Raw genomic sequence first — 23,116 nt, 5'->3', positions numbered from 1 at the left:
GGGAGGTGACGAACGGTTCTCACCCGACTGTGTGCTGCGTCACAGTCAGCGGGAGGGCCAGAACTTCCGCCAGCCGTCGGCTTCCAGGGTCGTCGGCTCCAGGCCGGCGTCGCGCGCGGCCTGCTCGGCGGCCCGGACGTCGGCTGCGAACTGCTTCGCCACCGCCCGCAGCTCACCCTCCGGGTCGACGCCCGCGCGCCGCGCCGTCGCCGCGATGCGGAACAGCTGGGCGGCGGCGCCGGTGCCGGTCGGGAAGAGGTCCAGCGGGATGCCCGCGCGCCCGGAGCGCTGCCCGAGCTTGCCGGCCAGCGCCACCGCGGGCTGGCCGAGCGCCACGCCGTCCACAATGGACTTGCGCTGCTTCTCCTGCTGCTTCAGCTCTTCCCACTTGACGTTCTGGTGCTCGACGGTGTGCACGCCGTCGGCGCCGGCGAACACGTGCGGGTGCCTGCCGACCAGTTTCGCGACGAGCTCGGCGGCGACGTCGTCGATGCCGAACGGGTCGGCGGGGTCCTCGGCCGCGACACGCGCGTGGAAGAGCACCTGGAGCAGGACGTCGCCGAGCTCCTCGCGCAGGGCCTCGCGATCGCCCGACTCGATGGCGTCGAGCAGCTCGTAGGTCTCCTCGACGAGGTACTGCCGCAGCGATTCGTGCGTCTGGGCGGCGTCCCACGGGCAGCCGCCGGGCGAGCGGAGCCGGTCCATCACCTCGGCGGCTTCGACCAGCGGCGGCGCCGGCGTCTCGATGACCTCGGCGCCGGTGGCGATGAGCAGCGACGCCGCGGGCTCGTCGCGGGACCCGGCGAGCAGCACCACGTCCTTCAACGAGGGCGCCTCGGTGACGGCCGGGACGCCGAACGCGTTCGCGTCGACGTCCGTCGCCGCGTACACGGCGGTGGAATCACGCAGGATCTTCAGTGCCGCGGCGGGCAGCGCCGCCCCGCGGACGACTACGACGACACCCGTGCTCACTGCTGAGCGGGTGCGGCACCACTCAGGGGCACGACGGTGCCCTTCGTGGCGTCCTGGTTCGGCGCGAGGTTCATGCCGACAACATCCCACACGCCGTAGCGGGGGTTGACGCGCAGCCCGGCGTCGGACAGGTACGGCTGGAGCAGCCGGGTGCCGATCGAGGTCAGCTGCTGGTCGGTCGGCTTCTGGGCTTCCTGGTCGGCCGGGACGGCCTTGTCGGTGCCGCGGGCGTGGACGACGAAGACGTACCAGTCGGGCTTGGCGGGCATCCGCGCCTGGAACGCGACGACGCTGTTCGCGGGCGAGCCGAAGAGCGGGGTCTGCGCCAGCGAGAGGTACTGCGCGGCGCCGAAGACCTCGGTCATGCCCGCGTCGGAGAAACCGCCCGCGCCGGGCATGCCGGTCTGCTGCGCCTGCTGGGCCTCCTGGCCGGCCTGCTGGATGGTGGCCTGGATCTTGCCGGGGTCGGCCGCGAACTGCTTCGCGAGGTCGAACGCGCGGGTGCGGGCCTCGGGGTCGGTCTCGCTGGTGGCGCTGATGCCGACGTAGTCCGCGCTGACGGACAGCTTCGGCAGGTACTTCTGCGCGAGCTGCATCTCGAGGACGACGTCGTTGGCGACCTCGCCGGGGTCGCGCAGCTTCGAGACGATCTGCGTGACGGCGACCGAGTCGCCCTGCCCGGTGTCGGTGACGGGGGTGGCCTTTTCCTGAGCGGTGAGGGCGGCGACCTTCGCCTGGTCGGCGACGAGGCCCTCCTTCCGCGCGGCGCGCTCGGTGAGCTCGTGCAGGACGGTCTGCCGGACGATCTCGCGGCCCAGCTGGTCGAGCTTGTGCTCGCGGGCGAGCTTCTGGCCGTAGGGCTGTTCGCGGACGGCCTGGTCGATCATCGACTGGACGCGGTCGAGCGAGACCGAGCTGTCGCCGACGATGACGGCGCTGCCGACCTGGCTGGGGCCCGAGCCGCACCCGGCGAGCAGAAGTGCACCGGCAACGACCGCGACCAGCGCGCGAGGGCGCCCCATGATCCGCATCACAGGCCATACCCTCTCACACCATCGCACCCGAAACGCAACACCCATGGGCTACGCGCGGCGCTAATGTCGACTTATGGACCAGTGGCTGACGATCGAGGTGTTCGACGGCGAGTCCACGGCAACACTGTGGCGCCTCGCCCACGGCGACGCACTGACGGAGGCAGCGCTCACGAACGGCGCTGAGCAGTGGGTTTGGCACGAACACCGCTGGGGTGTGGTGCTGGAGATCGAGTTCACGTCGGAGTCGCGCAGGGACGCGTTCCGGGGGCTGCCGGCGGTGACGGCGGCGTTGGACGCGGTCCCGGACCCGGCTCGGGGGTTGTTGGTGTACCCGGGGCGGGGTGGCGGAGCGGGGTCGCGGATGCCGAGGCGGCCTCGGCCGTTGCCGATGGCGGGTGCCGGGGCGGTTCCGGTGCCGGTGGAGTCGGTGCGGATGGGGTTGGCGGAGAGCATGCCGCCGATGTTCAGCGAAGTCGGCTGAGCAGTTCCCGCCAGGTGACTGGGGAGGCGGTGAGGATGCCGCCTTCGCGGTCTTTGGTGTCCCGGACCAGGACGGTTCGGTCGAGGACGACCTCGACACAGTCGCCCTGGCTGCTATGAGTGCTCTTGCGCCATGCTTCGAGCATCTGCTTCTCCGATGAGGTCGGCGATCAGTTCTCTCGATTTTGCCTCATCGAGAGCGCAGCTTTCCAGCCCGCGCAGCACTCTTCGGTAAGCCTCGATCTCGCGGCCTTCTTCCAGGAACAGCGAGGTCTCCTCACTTTCGATGCAGATGACCGGTTGGTACGCGTCCGACTCCATCAGCTGGAAGTGCCCTGCCGAGGCGGGGTGGCCGCCCAAGCAGGCCGGAACGATCCGGATGACCATGTTCTGCTGGTCGGACAGTCGCACCAGCTGCCGCAGCTGGGCGCTCATCACGTGCGGGAGACCCACCGGGAGGCGGAGCACGAATTCGTGCAGGAAGAACCGGAATCGCACCCGCTGCCTGGTCAGGATCGCCTGGCGGGACAACCGGGCGAACACCTGCTCATCGAGCTTGTCGGGATCGGGCTGGTTGCCCATCTCGGCCGCCAGGCTGCGAGCGTAGTCGCCGGTTTGCAGCAGGCCAGGCACCACGTTCGCCTGGAACACCGAGATCGCGATGGCGTGTTCTTCGTGGCTCACGAGGGTTCGAATGTCTTCGGATCGCTCTAGGAGGCCGGGCTTGCGCATCTCGTCGCCCAGGGCCATCAGCTCGCGGAATTCCGCTCCCCGAACCCCCAGTTCCGTCAGAAACCTCGCCAACCGCACCGGGTCGGGCCGCACCTGGCCTCGCGTCACCGAGGAAACCCACTGGGCGCTGACCTCGAGCCTCCGGGACATCTCCCGGACGCCCCACCGCTTCTCCGCCATGCGCTGGAGCAGCCGTTCACCGAGCTGCCTGCTACGGATGTTCATCGGCCGAACGTAAAACCACCGAAAGCAGGAACCCCGGCGCCACAACGAGAAGTCCCCCGAAGTGGCGCCGGGTGTCCGCTGCCCGTTACACCGCCGCGGGCTTCTTCGTCAGCTGTGTCAGCAGCTTCGTGCACCAGTCCAGCAGCTCTTCGTCCCGCAGCGTCGGCGCGCCGATCCGGCCGCCCGCCGGGCCCTCGGTCGGCTTGGGCACCGACACCGTGTTCGTCACCGCCTTGAACACCGCCTTCGGGTACAGCCTCTTCAGCCGGACCATCTGCGAGTCCGCCAGCGGCAGCGGCGCGAAGCGGATCGTGTTGCCCTGGACCGCCACCTCCGTCACGCCCGCCTCGCGGCACGTGTGCCGGAACCGCGCCACCGCCAGCAGCCGGTTCACCGGGGCCGGGGGCTGGCCGTAGCGGTCGATCAGTTCTTCGCGGACCGCGTCCAAGCCTTCCGTGTCCGGCGCCGCCGCGATCTTGCGGTAGGCCTCCAGCCGCAGCCTCTCGCCCGGGACGTAGTCGTGCGGGATGTGCGCGTCGATCGGGAGATCCACGCGGACTTCCGCCAATTCCTCTTCTTCGGCAGGCTCGGCGCCCGCGTGCCGGCGGAACGCGTCGACCGCTTCGCCGACCAACCGCACGTACAGGTCGAACCCGACGCCCGCGATGTGCCCGGACTGCTCCGCCCCCAGGATGTTGCCCGCGCCGCGGATCTCCAGGTCCTTCATCGCGACCGCCATGCCCGCGCCCAGCTCGGTGTTCTGGGCGATCGTCGCCAGACGGTCGTGCGCCGTCTCCGTCAGCGGCACCTCCGGCGGGTACAGGAAGTACGCGTACCCGCGCTCGCGTCCACGTCCGACGCGGCCGCGCAGCTGGTGCAGCTGGGCCAGACCCAGCAGGTCACCGCGTTCGACCAGCAGCGTGTTCGCGTTCGAGATGTCCAGGCCCGTCTCGACGATCGTCGTGCAGACCAGGACGTCGTACTCGTTCTCCCAGAAGCCCTGGATGATCTTTTCGAGCTTCTCCTCGTTCATCTGCCCGTGCGCGGTGACGACCCGCGCCTCGGGCACCAGCTCCCGGATCCGCCGCGCGGCCTTCTCGATCGACGACACGCGGTTGTGGACGTAGAAGACCTGGCCGTCGCGCAGCAGCTCGCGGCGGATCGCCGCACCGACCTGCTTGTCGTCGTACGCGCCGACGTACGTCAGGATCGGGTGCCGGTCCTCCGGCGGGGTCAGGATCGTCGACATCTCGCGGATGCCCGCGAGCGACATCTCCAGGGTGCGCGGGATCGGCGTCGCGGACATCGTGAGCACGTCGACGTGCGTGCGCAGCGCCTTGATGTGTTCCTTGTGCTCGACGCCGAAGCGCTGCTCCTCGTCGACGATCACCAGACCGAGGTCCTTGTAGCGGATCCCCGTCTGCAACAGCCGGTGCGTGCCGATCACGATGTCGACCTCGCCGCCCGCGAGCTGCTCCAGGATCGCGTCCGACTCCGCCTTGTTCGTGAAGCGGGACAGGCCCTTGATCGTCACCGGGAACGACCGCATGCGCTCGGTGAAGGTGTTCAGGTGCTGCTGGGCGAGCAGCGTCGTCGGGACGAGCACCGCGACCTGCTTGCCGTCCTGGACCGCCTTGAACGCCGCGCGGACCGCGATCTCCGTCTTGCCGTAGCCGACGTCGCCGCAGATGACGCGGTCCATCGGGACGCCGCGTTCCATGTCGGCCTTGACCTCGTCGATCGCGGCGAGCTGGTCGTTCGTCTCCGTGAACGGGAAGGCGTCTTCCAGCTCGTGCTGCCACGGCGTGTCCGGGCCGAACGGGTGCCCGGGCGCGGCCTGGCGCGCCGCGTACAGCTGGACCAGCTCGGCCGCGATCTCCTTGACCGCCTTCTTGGCCTTGGCCTTGGTGTTCTTCCAGTCGGAGCCGCCGAGCTTGTTGAGCGTGGGCAGCTCGCCACCGACGTAGCGGGAGACCTCGTCGAGCTGGTCGGTGGGCACGAACAACCGGTCGCCGGGGTGGCCGCGCTTCGACGACGCGTACTCCAGCAGCAGGTACTCGCGGGTGGCGCCGGCGACCGTCCGCTGGACCATCTCGACGAACCGGCCGATGCCGTGCTGGTCGTGCACGACGTAGTCGCCCGCCTTCAGCGCCAGCGGGTCGACGGCGTTGCGCCGCCGGGACGGCATCTTCGTGTTCAGGTCCTTTGTGGACGTTCCGGCGCCCGCGCCGCGGCCGGTCAGGTCCGCTTCGCTCAGCACGACCAGGGCGCGCTCCGGCGAGACGAAGCCGTCGGTGAGGCCACCGCAGGTGACCGTGACCATGCCCGGGGCCGGGGCACCGGTGAGGCCGTCGCCCGCCTGGGTCGCCGGGACGTCGGCGCCCGAGAGCTGCTCGACCGCGCGCGCCGCGGTGCCCTGGCCGGCGACCACGAGCACCGCCGTGCCACCCGACGCCGTGTGGGCGCGCAGGTCGGTCGTCGCGCGCTCGAGCTCGCCGCGGTAGGACGGCGCGGCCTCGACCGACACGCGGTAGACGTCCGGGTCTTCGCTGGTCAGCTGGGTGAGCGTCCACCAGGCGCGCTTGGTGTCCTGCGCGTGGGACGCGATCTCGTCGAGCCCGCGGTAGGCGGACGCGCCGAGGTCGATGGGGGCCTGACCACCCGCGGCGGCCGTCGTCCAGGACGCTTCGAGGAACTCCTGGCCGGTGCGGACGAGGTCGGCGGCGCGGGCGCGGATCTTCTCGGGGTCGGTGAGCACCACGTGGGTGCCGGCCGGCATCGCGTCGGTGAGCAGCTCCAGCTCGCCCTCGCAGAGCACCGGGATGAGCGCCTCCATGCCCTCGACCGGGATGCCGTCGGCAAGCTTGGTGAGCATCTCGGCCAGGTGGGCGTCGGCCTCGTACGTCTTCGCCAGCTCGGCGGCCTTTTCCTTGACCGGCTGCGTGAGCAGCAGCTCGCGGCACGGCGGCGCGGTGACGCGCGGGATCTCACCGGGCAGCGACCGCTGGTCGGAGACGGCGAACGCGCGGATCTCGCTGACCTCGTCGCCCCAGAACTCCACCCGGACGGGGTGCTGCGCGGTCGGCCCGAACAGGTCGAGGATGCCGCCGCGGACGGCGAACTCGCCGCGCTTCTCGACCATGTCGACGCGGGTGTAGGCCAGCTCGACGAGCCGTTCGAGGAGGCCCTCGAAACTCTGTTCTTCCCCCACGACGAGGTCGACGGGGGCGAGCGAGCCGAGGCCGGGCGCCATCGGCTGGATGAGGCTGCGGACGGTGGCGACGACGACGCGCAGGGTGTCGTCCTCGGTCTTGAGCCGGTGCAGCACCTCCAGCCGGCGCCCGACGGTGTCGGCGCGCGGGGAGAGCCGCTCGTGCGGGAGGGTCTCCCAGCTGGGGAAATCGGCGACTCTGGTCTTGCCGAGGAGGGCGCTGAGGGACGCGGTCAGCTCGTCGGCCTCGCGGCCGGTGGCGGTGACGGCGAGGACGGGCTTGGCGGCGCCCTCGTCGGCGGCCAGCGCGGCGGCGACGAGCTGCCGGGCGGCGATCGGGCCTTGCAGCTCGAGCAGCGGCGCACCGGCGCGCTCGACCACGCCGCGCAGGGCCGGGTCGGGAAGGATGGCGGTGAGGAGTCCGGACAGTGGAGCGTCGGTCACGGTCCCAGCCTACGTGCCACCCCCGACAAGTTTCCGATCACGGCTGGTGACGCAGCAGGTTCGCGACCTCCGCCAGCCTCGGCAGCTGCTCGTCGAACACCTTCGGGTCCGTGCTCGCGATCCGCAGCAGGACGTGCTCGGTCCCTTCGTACCGCCGCAGCCGGGCGGCCACCTCCGCCGCCGAGCCCGTCACCTGCATCTGGATGCCCTGGACGAAGTCCGCCGGCATGCCGTAGTTCCGCCGGCAGTACTCCTCCAGCAGCTCACGCCCCCGAACCGGGTCGTCCTCCACCAGGACCGTCGCGAACAACGCCGGCGTGATCGGACGCGACGACAGCGACCGGATCCGCGCCAGCCCCGACACGTAGTCCGCGGGGTCCGGCGGGTACGGCAGCCACCCGTCGTACAACCGCCCGATCCGCGAAAGCGCGCCCGGCGTGTACGCGGCCAGCCACACCGGCGGCCCGCCCGCACGCGCCGGCGCCGGGAACGACGGCAGCGAGTCGTAGTGCAGCACCGACCCGTGGAACGACGACGCACCACTCCACGCCGCCCGCCACAAGCCCACGATGTCGTCCAGCCGGGCCCGGCGACGGGCCCACGGCACCCCCACGAAAGCGAACTCCGGCTCACTCCGCCCGGCGAAACCGGCGCCGACCGCCACCGTCAGCCGGCCGCCGCTCAGCAGATCCAGGGAGAGCAGCTGGTTCGCCGAAAGCACCGGGTCCCGCAACGCCGGGAGCAGCGCGGACGTCCCCAGCGTCACCCGTGACGTCCGGGCCGCGAAGGCCGCGAGCATGGCGAACGCGTCGAGCGGGGCGCGCGCCAGGGTGTCGCCCACCCACACCGAGTCGAGGCCGAGCTCTTCGGCGGAGACGGCGGCCTCGACCAGCTCGGGCGCGGTCCGCCCGGCGTCGAGGATGGGCTGGTAGGTCGGCAGGACCAGGCCGTATTTCGTCATGCCGGAAGCGTCGTCCACCCCGGGAATGCCTTCAATTCCCCGAAGGGAATGGCGCGGCGGAGCAAGATGAACCCGTGGACTTCGGAACGGCGCTCAAGGACTGGCGCACCCGTCGCCGCCTCAGCCAGCTCGACCTGGCGCTGCGCGCGGGCACGACGCAGCGGCACGTCAGCTTCATGGAAAGCGGCCGCTCGCTGCCCGGCCGCGGCATGGTGCTGCGCGTCGCCGAGTCGCTCGAACTGCCGCTGCGCGAACGCAACGGCCTGCTCCACGCCGCCGGCTACGCGCCGACGTACCCCGAGACGCGGCTCGACGACCCGGCGATCCGGCCGGTGCTCGACGGCCTGCGGCGGCTGCTCGACGGCCACCGCCCGTACCCCGCGATCGTCGTCGACCGCTACGGCCTGCTCGTCGCGAAGAACGACGCGTTTTCCCTGCTCACCGAAGGCGTCAAACCCGAACTGCTGGAGGAACCGGTCGACACGCTGCGGCTCGCGCTGCACCCGGACGGCATGGCGCCGCGCGTGCGCAACCTCGACGACTGGGCCCGGCACATCCTCGAGCGCCTCCGCAACGACCTGGCCCGCACCCCGGACGACCGGCTGGCCGCGCAGCTCGCCGAACTGGAGTCCTACCTGCCGCCGCAACGACCGCCGTCCGACGGCCACCTCGGCTTCGCCGTCCCGGTGCGACTGTCCACTTCGGTCGGTGAGCTGCGGCTGATCACGGCGATCACGACGTTCGCGACCGCCGCCGACGTCACGGTGTCGGAGCTGAAGCTGGAGACGTTCCTGCCCGCGGACGCCGAAACCGCGCAGCGCCTTCAGACGACCAGCGCGGTGACGTGACCGGCCAGCAGTTCCGCGCTCGCCCACAGCACCGCCGCGCACACGCTGCCCGCCGCGAACCGGCGGTACGGCATCGCCGCCGAGCCCGCGACGCGCGGCACCAGCGTCCGCAGCCCGGCCAGGCAGCGCCCCGCGATCACCGCCGGGACGCCGTAGCGCGCGACCGCCTTTTCCGCGCGGTCCCAGCGATCCTGCCCGATGCGGCCGGCGAGCCGGGATCGGCGGAGGCGCCGCCCTTCCAGGTACGCGAACTGGTCCCCGAGGACGGCCGCGACCACGGCCACCGGCAACGCGAGTCCGAAGTGGAGCGTGCCCCGCTCGGCGAGGAAGCCCATCAGCAGCAACGTCGACAACGTCGGCAGCACGATCCCCGGCAGCAGCGCCGTCTCGGCGGCGATGACCAGGAAGCAGACGAGGTAGACGACCGGCGCCGGCGCGTCAAGCAGTGGCCGCAGCAGGCTGTCCATCCCGCGTCCTCCCCACCGCCACCGGAAGCGCCGCGCGGTAGACGAACGCGGGCGGCAGGTTGCCCCAGACGACCGAAGTGCGCTCCACGACGGCGAACCGGCTGCGCAGCGAAGCGGCGAAGCGTCGCGCGGGCGGCGTCCAGGCCGCGTGGGCGTACGCGAAGGTCGTGAAGCGGCCATTGGGGGTCAACGCCGTGGTGACGGCGTCGAGGATGCGGCTTTGGCGGTCCGCGGTCATGGCCGTCCACGGCAGACCCGAGACGACGACGTCGACGCCGTCGAGCGCGAGGTGCTCGGCCGAGCCCGTGACGACGTCCAGGCCCGGGAACCGCTCGCGCAGTGAGGCCGCGAAGCGCGGGTTGATCTCGTAAGCGGTCAGACGTGCTTCGGGGCGAAGCAGCGCGAGGACCGCCTCGGTGCACACGCCCGTGCCCGGCCCCAGCTCGGCGACGCGCGCCGCGCGCTCCAGGCCGAGGCCCGCCGTCATCGTTTCGGCCAGCCGCGGCGAGCTGGGCGCGATCGCGCCCGTCAGCACCGGGTGGCGGAGGAATTCCCTGGTGATCGACATGCCCTCGACGCTAGGAACGACCGGGGTGGCCGCGAATCCGTCGGATCGACCGGTCCGGTCCTCCCGGAGGAGGACACGGCCGGACCGGAAGGATGACGACCCGGGCCCGGTCCCGGCGCTACGTTCGGTGCGTGGAGCGACTCGTGAGGTGGGTGCGCAGGCACCGGTGGACGGTGGACCTGCCGCTGTACGCCGTCTTCGTCTTCCTCGCGCCGAGCTGGGCGGGCGAGGAGCCGTGGGCCACGCGCGCGATCCCGATGCTGTTCCTGCTGCCGCTGCTCGTGCGGCGCCGGTACCCACGGACGGTCGCCGTGCTGATCATCGCCGGCGCGGTGGTGGTGTACGTCAACGAGATCTGGGCCTACGACCGCGGCCGCACCGAGCTGGCCATGGCGGTCGTGTTGTTCACCCTCGTCAAGCTCGGGCAACGGCGGTTCGCCGCCGTGATCGCGGTCGCGATCTTCGCGCTCGGGTGGGAGTGGGGGTTCGCCTGGGGGACCTACACCGACAACCCGACCGCCACGATCGTCGGCATCTGGCCCCTGCACATCGCCGCCTGGGCGCTCGGGGAGTTCTTCCGCAGCAAGGAAGAACTCACCGCTGAGGAGCAGAAGCGCGACGAAGCCCAGGCGCGGGCGGCGGTCGCGGAGGAGCGCACGCGGATCGCACGCGAGCTGCACGACGTCCTCGCGCACAGCATGAGCGTGATCGTGCTGAACGCCGAGGGCGCGAAGCTGGCCCGGCACCGCGACCCCGAAGCCGTCGACCGCACGCTCGACACGATCGGCCGCACGGGCCGGACCGCGCTCGCCGAGCTGCGGCGCCTGCTCGAGGTCCTGCACGCCGGCCAGGAGGCGCGCAGCCCGCAGCCGAGCGCCGGCGAGCTGCGCCGGCTCGTCGAGCAGACGGGGCGCGCCGTGACCCTCGACGTCACCGGCGACGCGGCCGGCCTGCCCGCGAGCGCCGCGCTGCAGACCTACCGGATCGTCCAGGAGGCACTGACCAACATGATCAAGCACGCCCCGGCCGACGCGACCGGCCGCGTCGAAGTCGCCTTCGCACCGGAGGAGATCCGGATCGAGGTGACGAACAGCGGCGGGAAGTCCGCGCCGGCGCCCGCGTTGCCGTCGTCCGGGCGCGGGCTCACCGGGATGCGCCAGCGCGTCGAGATGTACCACGGCGAGCTGGCGGCCGGCCCGCTGCCCGACGGCGGCTACCGGGTGCGCGCGAGCCTGGTGGTGGGGACATGAGGACGCGGGTGCTGCTCTGCGACGACCAGGAGCTGGTGCGCGTCGGGCTGCGGATGATCGTCGAGAGCCAGGACGACCTGGTCGTCGCGGCCGAGGCGGCCAACGGCGAGGAAGCCGTCGCGAAGGCGCGCGAGCTGCGGCCGGACCTGGTGCTGATGGACGTCCGGATGCCGGTGCTCGACGGCGTCGCGGCGACCGGGCGGATCTGCGCCGAGCTGCCGGACGTGCGGGTCCTGATCATCACGACGTTCGACCTCGACGAGTACGCCTACGCCGCGCTGCGCGCCGGGGCCAGCGGGTTCCTGGTGAAGGACGCCCCTTCGGAGGAGATGCTCGTGGCGATCCGCGGGGTGCTGCGCGGCGACTCGATGGTCTCGCCGTCGGTCACCCGGCGGCTGCTCGACCGCTACCTCGCCGACGGCCGCGATCCGGTGGACGTCGCGAAGCTCGACGTCCTGACCGAGCGCGAGAAGGACGTGCTGGGGCTCATCGCGCGCGGGCTGTCCAACGGCGAGATCGCCGCGAAGCTGTACATCGGCGAGACGACCGTGAAAACGCACGTCGGGCGGATCCTCGGCAAGCTGCGGCTGCGCGACCGGGTGCACGCGGTCGTCTTCGCCTACGAGTCGGGGCTGGTGCGGCCGGGTTCGTGAGCGGTTCCGAACGGCGATTTCACCGGTTGCTGGCAGGATGAACCGTATGCGACGTGTGCTGGGTCTCATCGGTGCCGTGTCCCTGCTGACCGCGGCCTGCTCGGGCGCGGCGAGCGCACCGGTCCAGAGCGTCCCGCCGGCGTCCACGCCCCCGGCCTCGACCGGCAAGTTCAAGGTCGAGACGGTGACCGCCGGGCTCCAGCACGGCTGGGACATCGGCTTCCTGCCCGACGGCGGCATGCTCGTGCCGCAGCGGCCCGGCAAGCTCGCGCTCGTCCGCGGCGGGAAGGCGACCGACGTCAAGGCGGACTTCTCCGACGTCCTCGTGCAGGGCGAAGGCGGCCTGCTCGGCATGGTGATCAGCCCGGACTTCTCGACCAGCCGCGAGTTCATCACCTGCCAGGACCACAAGGAGGGCGGCAAGGCCGTCGACATCCGGCTGGTCACGTGGAAGCTCGCCGAGGACGGCACGAGCGCGTCGCGCGTCAAGAACCTGCTCACCGGGCTGCCGGTGAACCCGAGCGGACGGCACTCCGGCTGCCGCCCGACGTTCGCCCCGGACGGCGCGCTGCTGGTCGGCACCGGCGACACGGCCCGCGCGTCGATCGCGCAGGACCGGCATTCGCTCGGCGGCAAGGTGCTGCGGCTGGACGCGAAGACCGGGAACCCGTTGCCGGACAACCCGTTCATCACCTCGGCCGACCCGCGCGAGCGGCTGATCTACACCTACGGGCACCGCAACGTCCAGGGGGTGGCGATCCGGCCGGGCAGTGGCCAGGTGGTCACGGCCGAGCACGGGCCGACGTTCGACGACGAGGTCAACCTGCTCAAGCCGGGCGCGAACTACGGCTGGGACCCGTCGAAGGGCGGCACGGACTCCAGCTACGACGAGAGCGTGCCGATGACGGACCTCAAGCGCTTCCCGGACGCGGTGAGTCCACTGTGGACTTCAGGGAAGATCACCGAGGCGATCAGCGGTGACGCGTTCCTGACCGGCGCGCAGTGGGGCCCGAACGACGGCGCGCTGGTCGTCGTGGCGCTGAAGGGCCAGAAGCTGCTGCTGTACCACTTGGACGCGGCGGGCAAGGTCCTGGACGTCTCGCTCCCGCCGGAGTTCGACGACAAGTTCGGCCGCCTGCGCGCGGTGCGAAGCGGGCCGGACGGCGCGCTGTACGTGACGACTTCGGACGGCACGGACGACAAGCTGCTGAAGGTCACGCCCGCCTGATCATGAGAAAAACACGGCCGTGGCGTGCCGTGGACACTTCCGCCGGGGCGGCGGATCGCGGAACATGGTGTGCACCAAGAGTTTTCGCCCGCCCCCGACGAGTGTTGGACGCGGTCCGAAGAAAGCGTTCCCGCGGCAGCACCGCGCCGGTCCTCGATCGTCACCGCCGACCTGACGATCGGGGACCGGTATCCAACGTACTATTTCCCCAGGTGAGCCCCGCCGTTGACGTGCACCACTTGTCCGGTGACGTGCCCGGCGGCGGGGCTCGCCAAGAACGTCACGACGGCCGCGATGTCGTCCACCGTGCCCGGCCGCTTGTTCATCGTGTTCCCGATCAGCTGTTCGCGCCGCCGGTCGGAAAGCTTGCCGTGGAAGAACTCCGTCTCGCCGATCAGTCCCGGCGCGACGACGTTCGCGGTGATCCCGCGCCGGCCGAACTCCTGGGCCACGCTGACGTTCCAGCCCTCGACCGCGGCTTTGGCCGCCCCGTACGAGCCGGCGCCGGTGCGGGCGGCGATGGACCCGATCGTCACGATGCGCGCGTCGTCGGCGAGCCGCTCGCGCAGCGCGTGCGTCACCAGGGCGGCACTGACCACATTGGACCGGAGGTTGCGCTCGAACGCGGCCGCGAAGCCGGCGAGCCCGTCGCCTTCGGACTCGAGGAAGTCCGTGTTGCCACCGGCGTTGTTGACGAGGACGTCGACGCGCTCGGGCAACTCCCCGAGTGCGGACTCGACGGCCGCGGGATCGGCGGCGTCGAAGACGACGGGCCGCGCACCCAGCAGCGTCGCGGCTTCGGAGAGCACCTGCTCGCGGCGCCCGGTGATGGTGACCCGCTCGCCGGCCTCGGCGAACGCCGCCGCGACGGCGTACCCGATGCCGGTGCCGCCGCCCGTGACCACGACTTCCCTGCTGTTCCCCATGCCTTCGAGCTTAGTGCCTAGGATCGGGGCATGACCGAGATCGATCCCGCCACGTCCGCGCTCGTGCTCGTCGACCTGCAGGAACGGATCGTCGCGCTGCCGACCACGCCGTACTCGGGCGAGGACGTCGTCGCGAACGCGCTGCGGCTGCGGACGGCGTTCCGCGAGGCCGGGGCGCCGGTGGTGGTCGTCAAGGTGTCGCGGCCGGACAACCCGCCGGGCAGCGACCTCGTCTTCGACGCGCAGGACGGCAAGATCGTCACGAAGCACACGATCGGCGGCATCGCGACCGAATTCGGCGTGGAGTCGACGCTGCGCGCGGCCTCCGACCACGGTTACGACGTCGTCGCGGTGGCGGACGCGATGACGGCGCTGTCCGACATCTCGCACGAGAACGCGATCACCAAGATCTTCCCGCGCCTGGGCGCGGTCATGACGACGGACGAGGTCCTGGCGTGATCGACAAGGTGGCATGGATCGAGGTGGCGGGCGGCCGGGTCCTGGCGGCGCGCTCGCGGGGCAAGGACAAGTTCTACCTGCCCGGCGGCAAGCGCGAACCGGGCGAGACGGACGCCGAGACGCTGGTCCGCGAAATCCGCGAGGAACTCGACGTGGCGATCGACGAGAAGTCGATCGCCCCGGCGGGCACGTTCAAGGGCCAAGCGCACGGGAAGGCCGAGGGCACGATCGTGCGGACGTCGGCGTACACGGCGGAATACGCGGGGACGCTGAAGGCGAGCAGCGAAATCGAAGAGATCGCGTGGCTCGGCTACGAGGACCGGCCGCGGGTGTCGCTGGTCGCGCAGCTGATCTTCGACCACCTCCACGAAACCGGCGCGCTGCGGTGATCGACAAGATCGCGTGGCTGCACCTGGTCGACGGCCGGATCTTGAGCACGCGATCGCGCGGCAAGGAGGTGTACTACCTCCCCGGCGGCAAACGCGAGCCCGGCGAAACGGACGCCGAGACGCTGGTCCGCGAAATCCGCGAGGAACTCGACGTGGCGATCAGCGAGGAGTCGATCGCCCCGGTGGGAGTGTTCGAAGCGGAGGCACACGGCCACCCTGGCACGCTCGTCCGGATGACCTGCTACACGGCGGAGTACGCCGGGACGCTGGCCGCCAGCAGCGAGATCGAAGAGATCGTTTGGCTGGCGTACGCGGACCGGGGCGCGGTGTCGGCGGTGGACCGGATCATCTTCGACCACCTCCACGAAACCGGCCGGCTCGCGTAGCGAACAGCTAACCCAGCCGGAGCTTCGGTTTGTCCTCCAGGTGCGACAACCCGTTCCAAGCCAGGTTGACCAGGTGCGCCGCGACCTCGTCCCGCTTCGGCTTCCGCGCGTCCAGCCACCACTGGCCGGTCAGCGCGACCATGCCCACCAACGCCTGCGCGTACAACGCCGCCAGCTTCTCGTCGTACCCCCGGGCCGCGAACTGCTGAGCCAGGATGTGCTCCACCTGGCTCGCGATGTCGTTCAGCACCGTCGAGAACGTGCCGGTCGAACTGGCCACCGGCGAGTCGCGCACCAGGATCCGGAACCCGTCGTGGGAGTCCTCGACGTAGGACAGCAACGCCGTCGCCGCCTGTTCGAGCATCACGCGGGGGTGGCCGCCGTGCAGGGTGGACACCATGCGGTCCAGCAGCAGCTGCGTTTCGCGGTCGACGACCACCGCGTAGATGCCCTCTTTGCCGCCGAAGTGTTCGTACACCACGGGTTTCGAGACGTTGGCGCGGTGGGCGATCTCCTCGATCGACGTTCCGTCGAAGCCCTTCTCGGCGAACAACGCCCGCGCCACGTTCAGCAACTGCTGGCGCCGCTCGGTGCCCGTCATCCGGACGCGCGTCACCGGGGCGACCGGACGCGCCCCGGTGACCTGCTGTTCTCGCTTGGAACGTCGTCTCCCCGCCATCGGGGCAGCCTAGTTGACTAGCCCTTTTCCGTCGCGATACGGGCCAATCGCTGGGGAGTCGGCCAACGGACGTCGTGCACCCAGCCGAACTTCTCGAAGATCCAGATCAGCCGCGCCGAGATGTCGATCTGGCCGCGCTTGACGCCGTGGCGGGCCGACGTCGGGTCGGCGTGGTGCAGGTTGTGCCACGACTCGCCGAACGAGAAGATCGCCAGCGGCCAGAAGTTCGCCGACTTGTCGCGGGCGGCGAACGGGCGCTCGCCGATCATGTGGCAGATCGAGTTGACCGACCACGTCACGTGGTGCAGCACGCAGATGCGCACCAGGCCCGCCCAGAAGAACGCGGTGACCGCGCCCCACAGCGACCACGAGATCAGGCCGCCCAGCAGTGCCGGCAGCACCAGGCTGACCAGTGCCCAGAGCCAGAACAGGTCGTCGACCTTCTTGATCGCCGGGTCCTTGACCAGGTCCGGCGCGAAGCGCTCGGCGTTGGTCTGGTCGCGCTCGAACAGCCAGCCCATGTGGGCGTGCCAGAAGCCCTTCGCGATGGCCCACGGCGAGGTGCCGAACGCCCACGGCGAGTGCGGGTCACCGTCGCGGTCGGAGAACGCGTGGTGGCGGCGGTGGTCGGCGACCCAGGTGATCACCGGGCCCTGCAGGGCGATGCTGCCCGCGATGGCCATGAACACGCGCAGCCACTGCTTGGCCTTGAACGAGCCGTGCGTGAAGTAGCGGTGGTACGACACCGTGATGCCGAGCCCGCTGACCGCGTAGAACACGACGAAGATGGCGACGTCGACCCAGCTCAGTCCCCAGCCCCAGGCGAAGGGCACCGCGACCAGCAGTGCCACGAGCGGCGCGATCACGCCGAAGTACACCGACAGCTGCACGCCGATGCCGCGCGTGCCTTCGATAACGGGTTTGGGGCCCTTCGGGGCCGAAGGCTCCCCGGCGGGCTGAGAACGGTCGAGCGTGGCCGTCATACGCTTCACTTCTTCCTACGCGGGCGCCCTTACGAAGGGTGACCTAACCTACGATGCCGTAAGTTACGGTACAGGAGGTTTCGGCGGCTGGGGAGAGCCTGAACCTCACACCGGTCCTTCGTAGGGGGATACCCGGCGGACAGGTGCGTAACGCATCCCCCGCGCGGACGACACCCGATCGTCGCTATCCTGACCAGGTTCGATCCGCCGTAGTGTAATCGGCAGCACTTCAGATTTTGGTTCTGACAGTTCAGGTTCGAATCCTGGCGGCGGAGCAGCAGAAGGACCCGAACCCACGACTCCGGGAGGTTGGCGCTGACCGACGAGGCGACCGACCCGGTGGCGGCCAGGCGTCCCGCGCTGGCCGAGATGTCCGACGCCTGGCTCGTCGGGCGCGCGCGGGAGCTCATCGCCGCGGTCCAGCGGCAGGAGTACACCCAGCAGCTGCAGATCGTCGAGATGATGGACGAGCTGCTCGACGAGACCCAGCGCCGCGGCGAGCCGACGATGATCGCGCAGCTCCTGCGCGCGTCGGCGATCGCCCGGCTGATCACCAAGGGCCTGGCGGCCGAGGCCGAGCCGCGGCTCGACGAGATGCTCGCCCACACCCGGCGCCACGGCCTCGCCCTGCTGCGGGCCGACGCGCACGCGCTGCGCGGCCGCCGGCTGGTGATCGCCGCGCAGGAGGATCCCGCGCTCACCGAGATCGCCCGCGCGCTGGCCATCCTCGACGACTCCGCGATCCCGAACCGGCAGGTCGGCATCCGCGCCTGGAACCGGATGCTGTGGTCGGCGCTGAACGATTGCTGGATCGTGCTGAACCAGCTCGGCGTGTACGAGGCCGCCGAAGAGGTCATCGGCCGCGCCGCCGGCGCCATCCGCGAAAGCGCGAGCCCGCACGAGATCACGCTGCAGCTGATGAACCGCGTCAAGATGCTGCTCGGCTGGGGCCTGCGGCTCGAGCGCATCGACGAGTACGACGAGAGCGCGGAGAAGTTCCGCACCGCCGCGTCGATGGCCGTGGCCGCCGAAGGCCCGTTCACCGAGTCGCTGTTCCCGCGGAAGGCGGGCGTCCCGGCCGTGGACCAGGTCGGCGTCCTCGCCTCGGCGCAGGCGCTGCACAACCCGAGCGCCGACCAGATCGACCGGCTCCGCCAGCTGCACGAGGGCACCGGCTACCCAGGCGAACGCGAGATCGTCGCCATCGCGCTGGCTCGCTGCCTCGACACGGCCGGCCGCCGCGAAGAGGCGCTCGACGTGCTGCGCCACGCCCGCGAGTCGCTGACCGACGACACCTCGCAGCCGTCGATGCGGTTGAACATCGCGCGCGAGCTGGCCCGGCTCGACACGAGCCCGGACTACGCGTCCGGCGCGAGCCAGTCGCTGATCGACTACGCGACCCGCCTCGAGTCCGAGATGTGGAGCCTGCGCGAGTCGCAGATCGCCACGCTGAACGCGCGCCGCGAGCACGAACGGCTGTCCGCCGAGCACGGCGCGATCACCCAGCAGGCGCTGCAGGACCCGCTCACCGGCCTGCCGAACCGGCGCGCGCTGGACGAGAAGCTGCGCCAGCTCGCGTCCTCGGCCGACGCGCAGCCCCTCGCGGTCGCGCTGGTCGACCTCGACGGCTTCAAGGGTGTCAACGACAAGCAGTCCCACGCCGAAGGCGACAACGTGCTGCGTGTCGTCGCGAGCACGCTGCGTGACGCCCTGCGCGGCGACGACCTCGTGGCGCGTTACGGCGGCGACGAGTTCATCGTCCTGCTGCCGGGCACGCCGGCGTCCGCGGCGAAGATGGCGCTCGGCCGCGCGGTCAAGTCCGTGTCGAACCTGCCGCACCACCTCTCGCACGGCGTGACGCTGTCCATCGGGCTCGTCTCGCTGCGGCCGCAGGAGCGCGGCGAGCAGGTCCTCGCGCGCGCGGACGCGGCCATGTACCAGGCGAAACGCGGCGGCGGCAACCAGGTGGCGTCGGCCAACTCGATGGCCGCCGACCCGGCCGCCGCGTGGGCGGGCGAGGCCCCACCGACCGACCCCGCGTGGGACGCCGAGGACCACAGTTAGGATCTGAGCCCGACAGAAGCCACCTGCTGGTAACCGTTGGGAGCGCCGTTGACCGGCCCGCTGAGCACGTTGATCCTCGCCGCGGGTGAGGGCACCCGCATGCGATCCGCGACCCCGAAGGTGCTGCACCCGATCGCCGGGCGGCCCCTCGTGGAGCACGCCGTCCGGGCCGCCGCCGGCCTGGGTCCCGAGCACCTCGTCGTGGTCACCGGCCACGGCCGCGAAGCCGTCGGGGAGCACCTCGCCCGGGTCGGGGAAGCCCTCGGGCGCACGGTCGGCACCGCCGTGCAGGAGGAGCAGAAGGGCACCGGCCACGCCGTGTCCTGCGCGCTGGCGACCCTGCCCGCCGACCTCACCGGCACGGTGATCGTCAGCTACGGCGACGTCCCGCTGCTCGACACGACGACGCTGCGCGCCCTGCTCGACGAGCACACCGAGGCGAAGAACGCGGTCACCGTGCTCACCGCCGTCGTCGCCGACCCGACCGGCTACGGCCGCATCGTGCGCGACGCGGGCGGCAAGGTCACCGGGATCGTCGAGCACAAGGACGCCACCCCGGACCAGTCGGAGATCACCGAGATCAACTCGGGTGTCTACGCCTTCGACGCCACTGTCCTGCGTGACGGCCTTTCGCGCCTTTCGACCGACAACGCGCAGGGCGAGCTCTACCTGACCGACGTCCTCGGCATCGCGAACGGCGACGGGCTGCACGTCGGCGCGCTGGTCGTCGACGACCCGTGGCTGACCGAGGGCGTCAACGACCGCGTCCAGCTGTCGGTGCTCGGCGCCGAGCTCAACCGCCGGATCGTGCGGCGCTGGCAGCGCGAGGGCGTCACGGTCGTCGACCCGGCCACGACCTGGATCGACGCCGGCGTGACGCTGTCGCGCGACGTCGTCATCGAGCCCGGCGTGCAGCTCAAGGGCACGACGTCGGTCGGCGAAGGCGCCACGGTCGGTCCGGACAGCACCCTGACGAACATGACCATCGGCGCCCGCGCCTCGGTGGTGCGTGTGCACGGCTCGGACTCCGAGCTGGGCGACGGGGTCAACGTCGGGCCGTTCACCTATCTGCGACCGGGCACCAAGCTGGGCGAGAAGGGCAAGCTCGGCGCGTTCGTCGAGACGAAGTCCGCCGACATCGGCGCCGGCACGAAGGTGCCGCACCTGACCTACGTCGGCGACGCCACGATCGGTGAGCACAGCAACATCGGCTGCTCCAGCGTGTTCGTGAACTACGACGGGGTGAACAAGCACCGGACCGTTATCGGGTCGTATGTCCGGATGGGCGCGGACAACACGTTCGTCGCCCCGGTGCGGGTCGGTGATGGCGCTTACAGTGGAGCGGGTGCCGTGATCCGCGAAGACGTCCCGCCAGGCACACTCGCGGTGTCGGCGCCGCCGCAGCGCAACATCGAAGGCTGGGCGATCCGGCGCAGGCCGGGTACGCCCGCGGCGGAAGCGGCCCAGGCCGCGCTCGACGCCGAGTCAGCAGCAGGAACCGACGGGGAGTCGCCAGCATGAGTCCGAAGTCAGGTACGCCGAAGAAGAACTTGATGCTCTTCTCCGGACGGGCGCACCAGGAGCTCGCCGAAGAGGTCGCGAAGCACCTCAACGTGACGATCACCCCGCAGACGGCGCACACGTTCGCCAACGGCGAGCTGTTCGTCCGCTTCGAGGAGTCCGTGCGCGGCACCGACGCCTTCGTCATCCAAGCGCACACCACGCCCATCAACGAGTACGTGATGGAGCAGCTGATCATGGTGGACGCGCTCAAGCGGGCGAGCGCGAAGCGGATCACCGTGGTGATGCCGTTCTACCCGTACGCGCGCCAGGACAAGAAGCACAAGGGCCGCGAGCCGATCTCGGCGCGGCTGATCGCGGACCTGTTCAAGACCGCGGGCGCCGACCGGATCATGACCGTCGACCTGCACACCGCGCAGATCCAGGGCTTCTTCGACGGCCCGGTCGACCACCTGATGGCGCAGACCGTGCTGGCCGAGCACATCAAGAAGACCTACGGCGACGCCGACATCACGGTCGTCTCGCCGGACTCCGGCCGCGTGCGGCTGGCCGAGAAGTGGGCGCAGACGCTGGGCGACCGGCCGATCGCGTTCATCCACAAGACGCGCGACCCGGACAAGCCGAACCAGGCCGTCGCCAACCGCGTGGTCGGCAAGGTCGAGGGCAAGCTCTGCGTCCTGATCGACGACATGATCGACACCGGCGGCACGATCGTGAAGGCCACCGAGGCCCTGATCGACGAAGGCGCGGCCGACGTCGTCATCGCGACGACCCACGGCATCCTGTCGGACCCGGCGACCGAGCGGCTTTCGCAGTGCAAGGCGCGCGAGGTCATCGTGACGAACTCGCTGCCGATCCCCGAGGAGAAGCGCTTCGAGGGGCTGACGGTCCTGTCGATCGCGCCGATGCTGGCGGAAGCCATCCAGCAGGTCTTCGAAGACGGCTCGGTCACGTCCCTCTTCGACGGCAACGCCTGATCCGTCCGCCGGGCGCGAACTCCGCGCCCGGCGGCGGTTCCCGGCGCTAGCGTCGCCGGCATGGGGAACTTCAAGTTCGGTGTCAGCCTCCGCGAGATCGGCGGCCGGGACGCCTGGATCGCCAAGTGCCGGCGCGCCGAGGAACTCGGCTACGACGTCATCACCGTGCCCGACCACCTCGGCACCGGCCGGTTCGCGCCGTTCCCGGTGCTGGCCATGGCGGGCGCCGTCACCGAGCGGCCGCGGCTGGGCACGCTCGTGTCCAATGTGCCCTTCTACAACCTCGCCCTCTTCGCCCGCGAAGCCTCCTCGACGGCCGCGTTGCTCGACGGCCGCCTCGACCTCGGGCTCGGCGCCGGGCACATGAAGGCCGAATTCGACAACGCCGGACTGCCCTGGCACAGGGCGTCGGCCCGGATCGGCTACCTCGAGGAGAGCCTCGGCTACCTGCGGAAACACTTCGAGGACGAGGGCATCCCGCAGCCGCGGCTGCTCATCGCGGGCAACAGCGACGGCGTCCTGGAGCTGGCCGCCGGCCACGCGGACGTCGTCGGGTTCGGCGGGCTCCGGCAGCAGCCGGGCAAGCCGCCGGGCACCTTCAAGCTCGACAACGCCGAGGCGATGGACGAACGCGTCGCGTACTTCCGGGCCAAGACCGATCGCGACGTCGAGTACAACATGCTCGTCCAGCACGTCGAGGTCACCGACGACCGCGAAAAGGCCGCCGAAGCCTGGCACGAGCTGACCGAGCGCAGCGCCGTCCCCGACGCCCGGGAACTCCTCGACGCGCCCCAGCTCCTGCTGGGCACGGTCGAGGAGATCGCCGGGCAGCTCGAAACGCGGCGCGAGCGCTACGGCTTCTCCTACATCACGGTCTTCGAGCCGTTCACGGAGACCTTCGCGCCGGTACTGAAAGAGCTTCAGTAGGCGACCGTGAACCGCGCGCGGTGGTGCTTCGGCTGCTCGATCTCGTCGACGTACGCGATCGCGAAGTCGTCGCCACCGATGTGCGACTTGCCGTTCTCGTCGGTCACCAGGACCTCGCCGCCGACGCGGTAGGCACCCTTGCGCTCGCCCGGGGTCCAGGCACCGAACTCGGCGGCGGGGCTGACGTAGAACCAGTCGAGGCCCTCGGGCTGCTCACGCAGCAGGCCGAGCACCTCGGCGTGGCTGCCGGCCTCGTCCTTGTACTCGGCCGGGAACTCCGGGGTGTCGAACAGCCGCGGGCCGCCCTCGGCGACCAGCAGGCTCGCCGCGCCACCCACGAAGGACAGCCGGACGTCGTTCTCGCGCGCGATCCGGGCCAGCGACGGCACGGCGTCGATCAGCTTCTTGCCGTCGATCGCGCGGGCCGGGGTGGCGACCACGAAGACGTCGGCGTCCTTGGCCAGCCCGGCCACGAACTCCTCGTCGTGCAGCGAACCCTGCCGCTCGTCGACGCCTTTGGGTGCGGAACCCGCGTTGCGCGCGACGCCGACCACCTCGTGCCCGCGGCGCACCGCCTCGGCGCCGATCTTGCCCCCGGCGTAGCCCGTTCCCCCGAAAATGACCAGCTTGGCCATGTCTGTTTCTCCGTTCAGTTCGGCTGTCCGCAGCCGATGCTAGGAACGGAAGATCACCTACTTCAACGGAAGCAACGCACCCCGGGGTAGGTGTCCA

24 protein-coding genes and 1 tRNA gene are annotated in these 23,116 nt (G+C 70.8%); 13 read left to right on the top strand and 12 right to left on the bottom strand.

Annotated elements, in window-relative coordinates:
* Positions 1 to 45 precede the first annotated feature (45 nt).
* Both ACWEVP_RS35655 and ACWEVP_RS35650 read right to left on the bottom strand, forming a co-directional pair.
* On the bottom strand, positions 46 to 972 hold the full coding sequence (locus ACWEVP_RS35655; protein ID WP_452066971.1) for a MazG family protein: 927 nt from the start codon (positions 970 to 972) through the stop codon (positions 46 to 48).
* A complete protein-coding gene (locus tag ACWEVP_RS35650) occupies positions 969 to 1,994 on the bottom strand; it encodes a hypothetical protein (RefSeq protein WP_452066970.1) in 1,026 nt (341 codons plus the stop codon). The genes ACWEVP_RS35655 and ACWEVP_RS35650 overlap by 4 nt, the downstream gene beginning before the upstream one ends.
* A gap of 85 nt (positions 1,995 to 2,079) precedes the next feature.
* Between ACWEVP_RS35650 and ACWEVP_RS35645 the strand changes: the two genes are divergently transcribed.
* Entirely contained in the window at positions 2,080 to 2,487 is a 408-nt protein-coding gene (locus tag ACWEVP_RS35645; protein ID WP_452066969.1) for a hypothetical protein, read from the top strand.
* Here ACWEVP_RS35645 and ACWEVP_RS35640 read toward each other — a convergent pair.
* The 4 genes from ACWEVP_RS35640 to ACWEVP_RS35625 all read right to left on the bottom strand — a co-directional run bounded on the left by ACWEVP_RS35640 (position 2,471) and on the right by ACWEVP_RS35625 (position 8,059).
* The gene (locus ACWEVP_RS35640; RefSeq protein WP_452066968.1) at positions 2,471 to 2,632 is read right to left on the bottom strand and encodes a DUF397 domain-containing protein; all 162 of its coding nucleotides are present in this window, start codon (positions 2,630 to 2,632) and stop codon (positions 2,471 to 2,473) included. The genes ACWEVP_RS35645 and ACWEVP_RS35640 overlap by 17 nt on opposite strands.
* Positions 2,601 to 3,443 carry a helix-turn-helix domain-containing protein gene (locus tag ACWEVP_RS35635; RefSeq protein WP_452066967.1) on the bottom strand — a complete coding sequence of 281 codons (843 nt, stop codon included), beginning with the start codon at positions 3,441 to 3,443 and terminating at the stop codon, positions 2,601 to 2,603. The genes ACWEVP_RS35640 and ACWEVP_RS35635 overlap by 32 nt, the downstream gene beginning before the upstream one ends.
* An 85-nt stretch (positions 3,444 to 3,528) precedes the next feature.
* Positions 3,529 to 7,083 carry a transcription-repair coupling factor gene (mfd, locus tag ACWEVP_RS35630; RefSeq protein WP_452067002.1) on the bottom strand — a complete coding sequence of 1,185 codons (3,555 nt, stop codon included), beginning with the start codon at positions 7,081 to 7,083 and terminating at the stop codon, positions 3,529 to 3,531.
* Between the two features lie 52 nt (positions 7,084 to 7,135).
* Complete coding sequence (locus ACWEVP_RS35625; RefSeq protein ID WP_452066966.1) at positions 7,136 to 8,059, bottom strand: LLM class flavin-dependent oxidoreductase; 924 nt, start codon at positions 8,057 to 8,059, stop codon at positions 7,136 to 7,138.
* A 74-nt stretch (positions 8,060 to 8,133) separates the two neighbouring features.
* On the opposite strand from ACWEVP_RS35625, the gene ACWEVP_RS35620 reads away from it, so the two are divergent.
* On the top strand, positions 8,134 to 8,907 hold the full coding sequence (locus ACWEVP_RS35620) for an MmyB family transcriptional regulator (RefSeq protein WP_452066965.1): 774 nt from the start codon (positions 8,134 to 8,136) through the stop codon (positions 8,905 to 8,907).
* Here the strand turns inward: ACWEVP_RS35620 and ACWEVP_RS35615 are convergent.
* Both ACWEVP_RS35615 and ACWEVP_RS35610 read right to left on the bottom strand, forming a co-directional pair.
* The gene (locus tag ACWEVP_RS35615) at positions 8,883 to 9,374 is read right to left on the bottom strand and encodes a DedA family protein (RefSeq protein WP_452066964.1); all 492 of its coding nucleotides are present in this window, start codon (positions 9,372 to 9,374) and stop codon (positions 8,883 to 8,885) included. The genes ACWEVP_RS35620 and ACWEVP_RS35615 overlap by 25 nt on opposite strands.
* The gene (locus ACWEVP_RS35610; RefSeq protein ID WP_452066963.1) at positions 9,346 to 9,942 is read right to left on the bottom strand and encodes a class I SAM-dependent methyltransferase; all 597 of its coding nucleotides are present in this window, start codon (positions 9,940 to 9,942) and stop codon (positions 9,346 to 9,348) included. Before ACWEVP_RS35610 ends, ACWEVP_RS35615 begins: the two co-directional genes overlap by 29 nt.
* Before the next feature lie 131 nt (positions 9,943 to 10,073).
* On the opposite strand from ACWEVP_RS35610, the gene ACWEVP_RS35605 reads away from it, so the two are divergent.
* The 3 genes from ACWEVP_RS35605 to ACWEVP_RS35595 are packed head-to-tail and all read left to right on the top strand — an operon-like array spanning position 10,074 to position 13,073.
* The gene (locus ACWEVP_RS35605) at positions 10,074 to 11,192 is read left to right on the top strand and encodes a sensor histidine kinase (protein WP_452066962.1); all 1,119 of its coding nucleotides are present in this window, start codon (positions 10,074 to 10,076) and stop codon (positions 11,190 to 11,192) included.
* A complete protein-coding gene (locus ACWEVP_RS35600; RefSeq protein WP_452066961.1) occupies positions 11,189 to 11,845 on the top strand; it encodes a response regulator in 657 nt (218 codons plus the stop codon). The genes ACWEVP_RS35605 and ACWEVP_RS35600 overlap by 4 nt, the downstream gene beginning before the upstream one ends.
* A 46-nt stretch (positions 11,846 to 11,891) precedes the next feature.
* Positions 11,892 to 13,073 carry a PQQ-dependent sugar dehydrogenase gene (locus ACWEVP_RS35595; protein WP_452066960.1) on the top strand — a complete coding sequence of 394 codons (1,182 nt, stop codon included), beginning with the start codon at positions 11,892 to 11,894 and terminating at the stop codon, positions 13,071 to 13,073.
* Positions 13,074 to 13,273: 200 nt separating this feature from the next.
* Here ACWEVP_RS35595 and ACWEVP_RS35590 read toward each other — a convergent pair whose 3' ends face one another.
* The gene (locus ACWEVP_RS35590) at positions 13,274 to 13,999 is read right to left on the bottom strand and encodes an SDR family NAD(P)-dependent oxidoreductase (protein ID WP_452066959.1); all 726 of its coding nucleotides are present in this window, start codon (positions 13,997 to 13,999) and stop codon (positions 13,274 to 13,276) included.
* A 30-nt stretch (positions 14,000 to 14,029) separates the two neighbouring features.
* Between ACWEVP_RS35590 and ACWEVP_RS35585 the strand changes: the two genes are divergently transcribed.
* The 3 genes from ACWEVP_RS35585 to ACWEVP_RS35575 are packed head-to-tail and all read left to right on the top strand — an operon-like array spanning position 14,030 to position 15,233.
* Entirely contained in the window at positions 14,030 to 14,458 is a 429-nt protein-coding gene (locus ACWEVP_RS35585) for an isochorismatase family protein (protein ID WP_452066958.1), read from the top strand.
* Complete coding sequence (locus ACWEVP_RS35580; RefSeq protein ID WP_452066957.1) at positions 14,455 to 14,847, top strand: NUDIX hydrolase; 393 nt, start codon at positions 14,455 to 14,457, stop codon at positions 14,845 to 14,847. Before ACWEVP_RS35585 ends, ACWEVP_RS35580 begins: the two co-directional genes overlap by 4 nt.
* A complete protein-coding gene (locus ACWEVP_RS35575) occupies positions 14,844 to 15,233 on the top strand; it encodes an NUDIX hydrolase (RefSeq protein ID WP_452066956.1) in 390 nt (129 codons plus the stop codon). The genes ACWEVP_RS35580 and ACWEVP_RS35575 overlap by 4 nt, the downstream gene beginning before the upstream one ends.
* Positions 15,234 to 15,240: 7 nt before the next feature.
* Here the strand turns inward: ACWEVP_RS35575 and ACWEVP_RS35570 are convergent, their stop codons facing one another.
* A complete protein-coding gene (locus tag ACWEVP_RS35570) occupies positions 15,241 to 15,834 on the bottom strand; it encodes a TetR family transcriptional regulator (RefSeq protein ID WP_452067001.1) in 594 nt (197 codons plus the stop codon).
* Positions 15,835 to 15,929: 95 nt separating this feature from the next.
* On the bottom strand, positions 15,930 to 16,895 hold the full coding sequence (locus tag ACWEVP_RS35565; protein ID WP_452066955.1) for an acyl-CoA desaturase: 966 nt from the start codon (positions 16,893 to 16,895) through the stop codon (positions 15,930 to 15,932).
* 203 nt (positions 16,896 to 17,098) lie between these two features.
* Between ACWEVP_RS35565 and ACWEVP_RS35560 the strand changes: the two genes are divergently transcribed.
* The 5 genes from ACWEVP_RS35560 (at position 17,099) to ACWEVP_RS35540 (ending at position 22,384) form a co-directional block, all read left to right on the top strand.
* A tRNA-Gln gene (locus ACWEVP_RS35560) sits at positions 17,099 to 17,170 on the top strand.
* Between the two features lie 34 nt (positions 17,171 to 17,204).
* Positions 17,205 to 18,959, top strand: coding sequence for a diguanylate cyclase domain-containing protein (locus tag ACWEVP_RS35555; protein ID WP_452066954.1), 1,755 nt, complete (start codon positions 17,205 to 17,207; stop codon positions 18,957 to 18,959).
* 48 nt (positions 18,960 to 19,007) lie between these two features.
* A complete protein-coding gene (glmU, locus tag ACWEVP_RS35550; protein WP_452066953.1) occupies positions 19,008 to 20,480 on the top strand; it encodes a bifunctional UDP-N-acetylglucosamine diphosphorylase/glucosamine-1-phosphate N-acetyltransferase GlmU in 1,473 nt (490 codons plus the stop codon).
* A complete protein-coding gene (locus ACWEVP_RS35545; protein WP_452066952.1) occupies positions 20,477 to 21,457 on the top strand; it encodes a ribose-phosphate diphosphokinase in 981 nt (326 codons plus the stop codon). The genes glmU and ACWEVP_RS35545 overlap by 4 nt, the downstream gene beginning before the upstream one ends.
* Before the next feature lie 60 nt (positions 21,458 to 21,517).
* Positions 21,518 to 22,384, top strand: a complete 867-nt coding sequence (locus tag ACWEVP_RS35540) for a TIGR03621 family F420-dependent LLM class oxidoreductase (RefSeq protein ID WP_452066951.1) — start codon at positions 21,518 to 21,520, stop codon at positions 22,382 to 22,384.
* Here the strand turns inward: ACWEVP_RS35540 and ACWEVP_RS35535 are convergent.
* Positions 22,378 to 23,019 carry an NAD(P)-dependent oxidoreductase gene (locus ACWEVP_RS35535; RefSeq protein WP_452066950.1) on the bottom strand — a complete coding sequence of 214 codons (642 nt, stop codon included), beginning with the start codon at positions 23,017 to 23,019 and terminating at the stop codon, positions 22,378 to 22,380. The two genes, ACWEVP_RS35540 and ACWEVP_RS35535, sit on opposite strands and share 7 nt — an antisense overlap.
* Positions 23,020 to 23,116 lie beyond the last annotated feature (97 nt).

The sequence above is a fragment of the Amycolatopsis sp. NPDC003865 genome (assembly GCF_053605345.1).
This window is presented reverse-complemented; position numbering and strand designations above follow the sequence as displayed.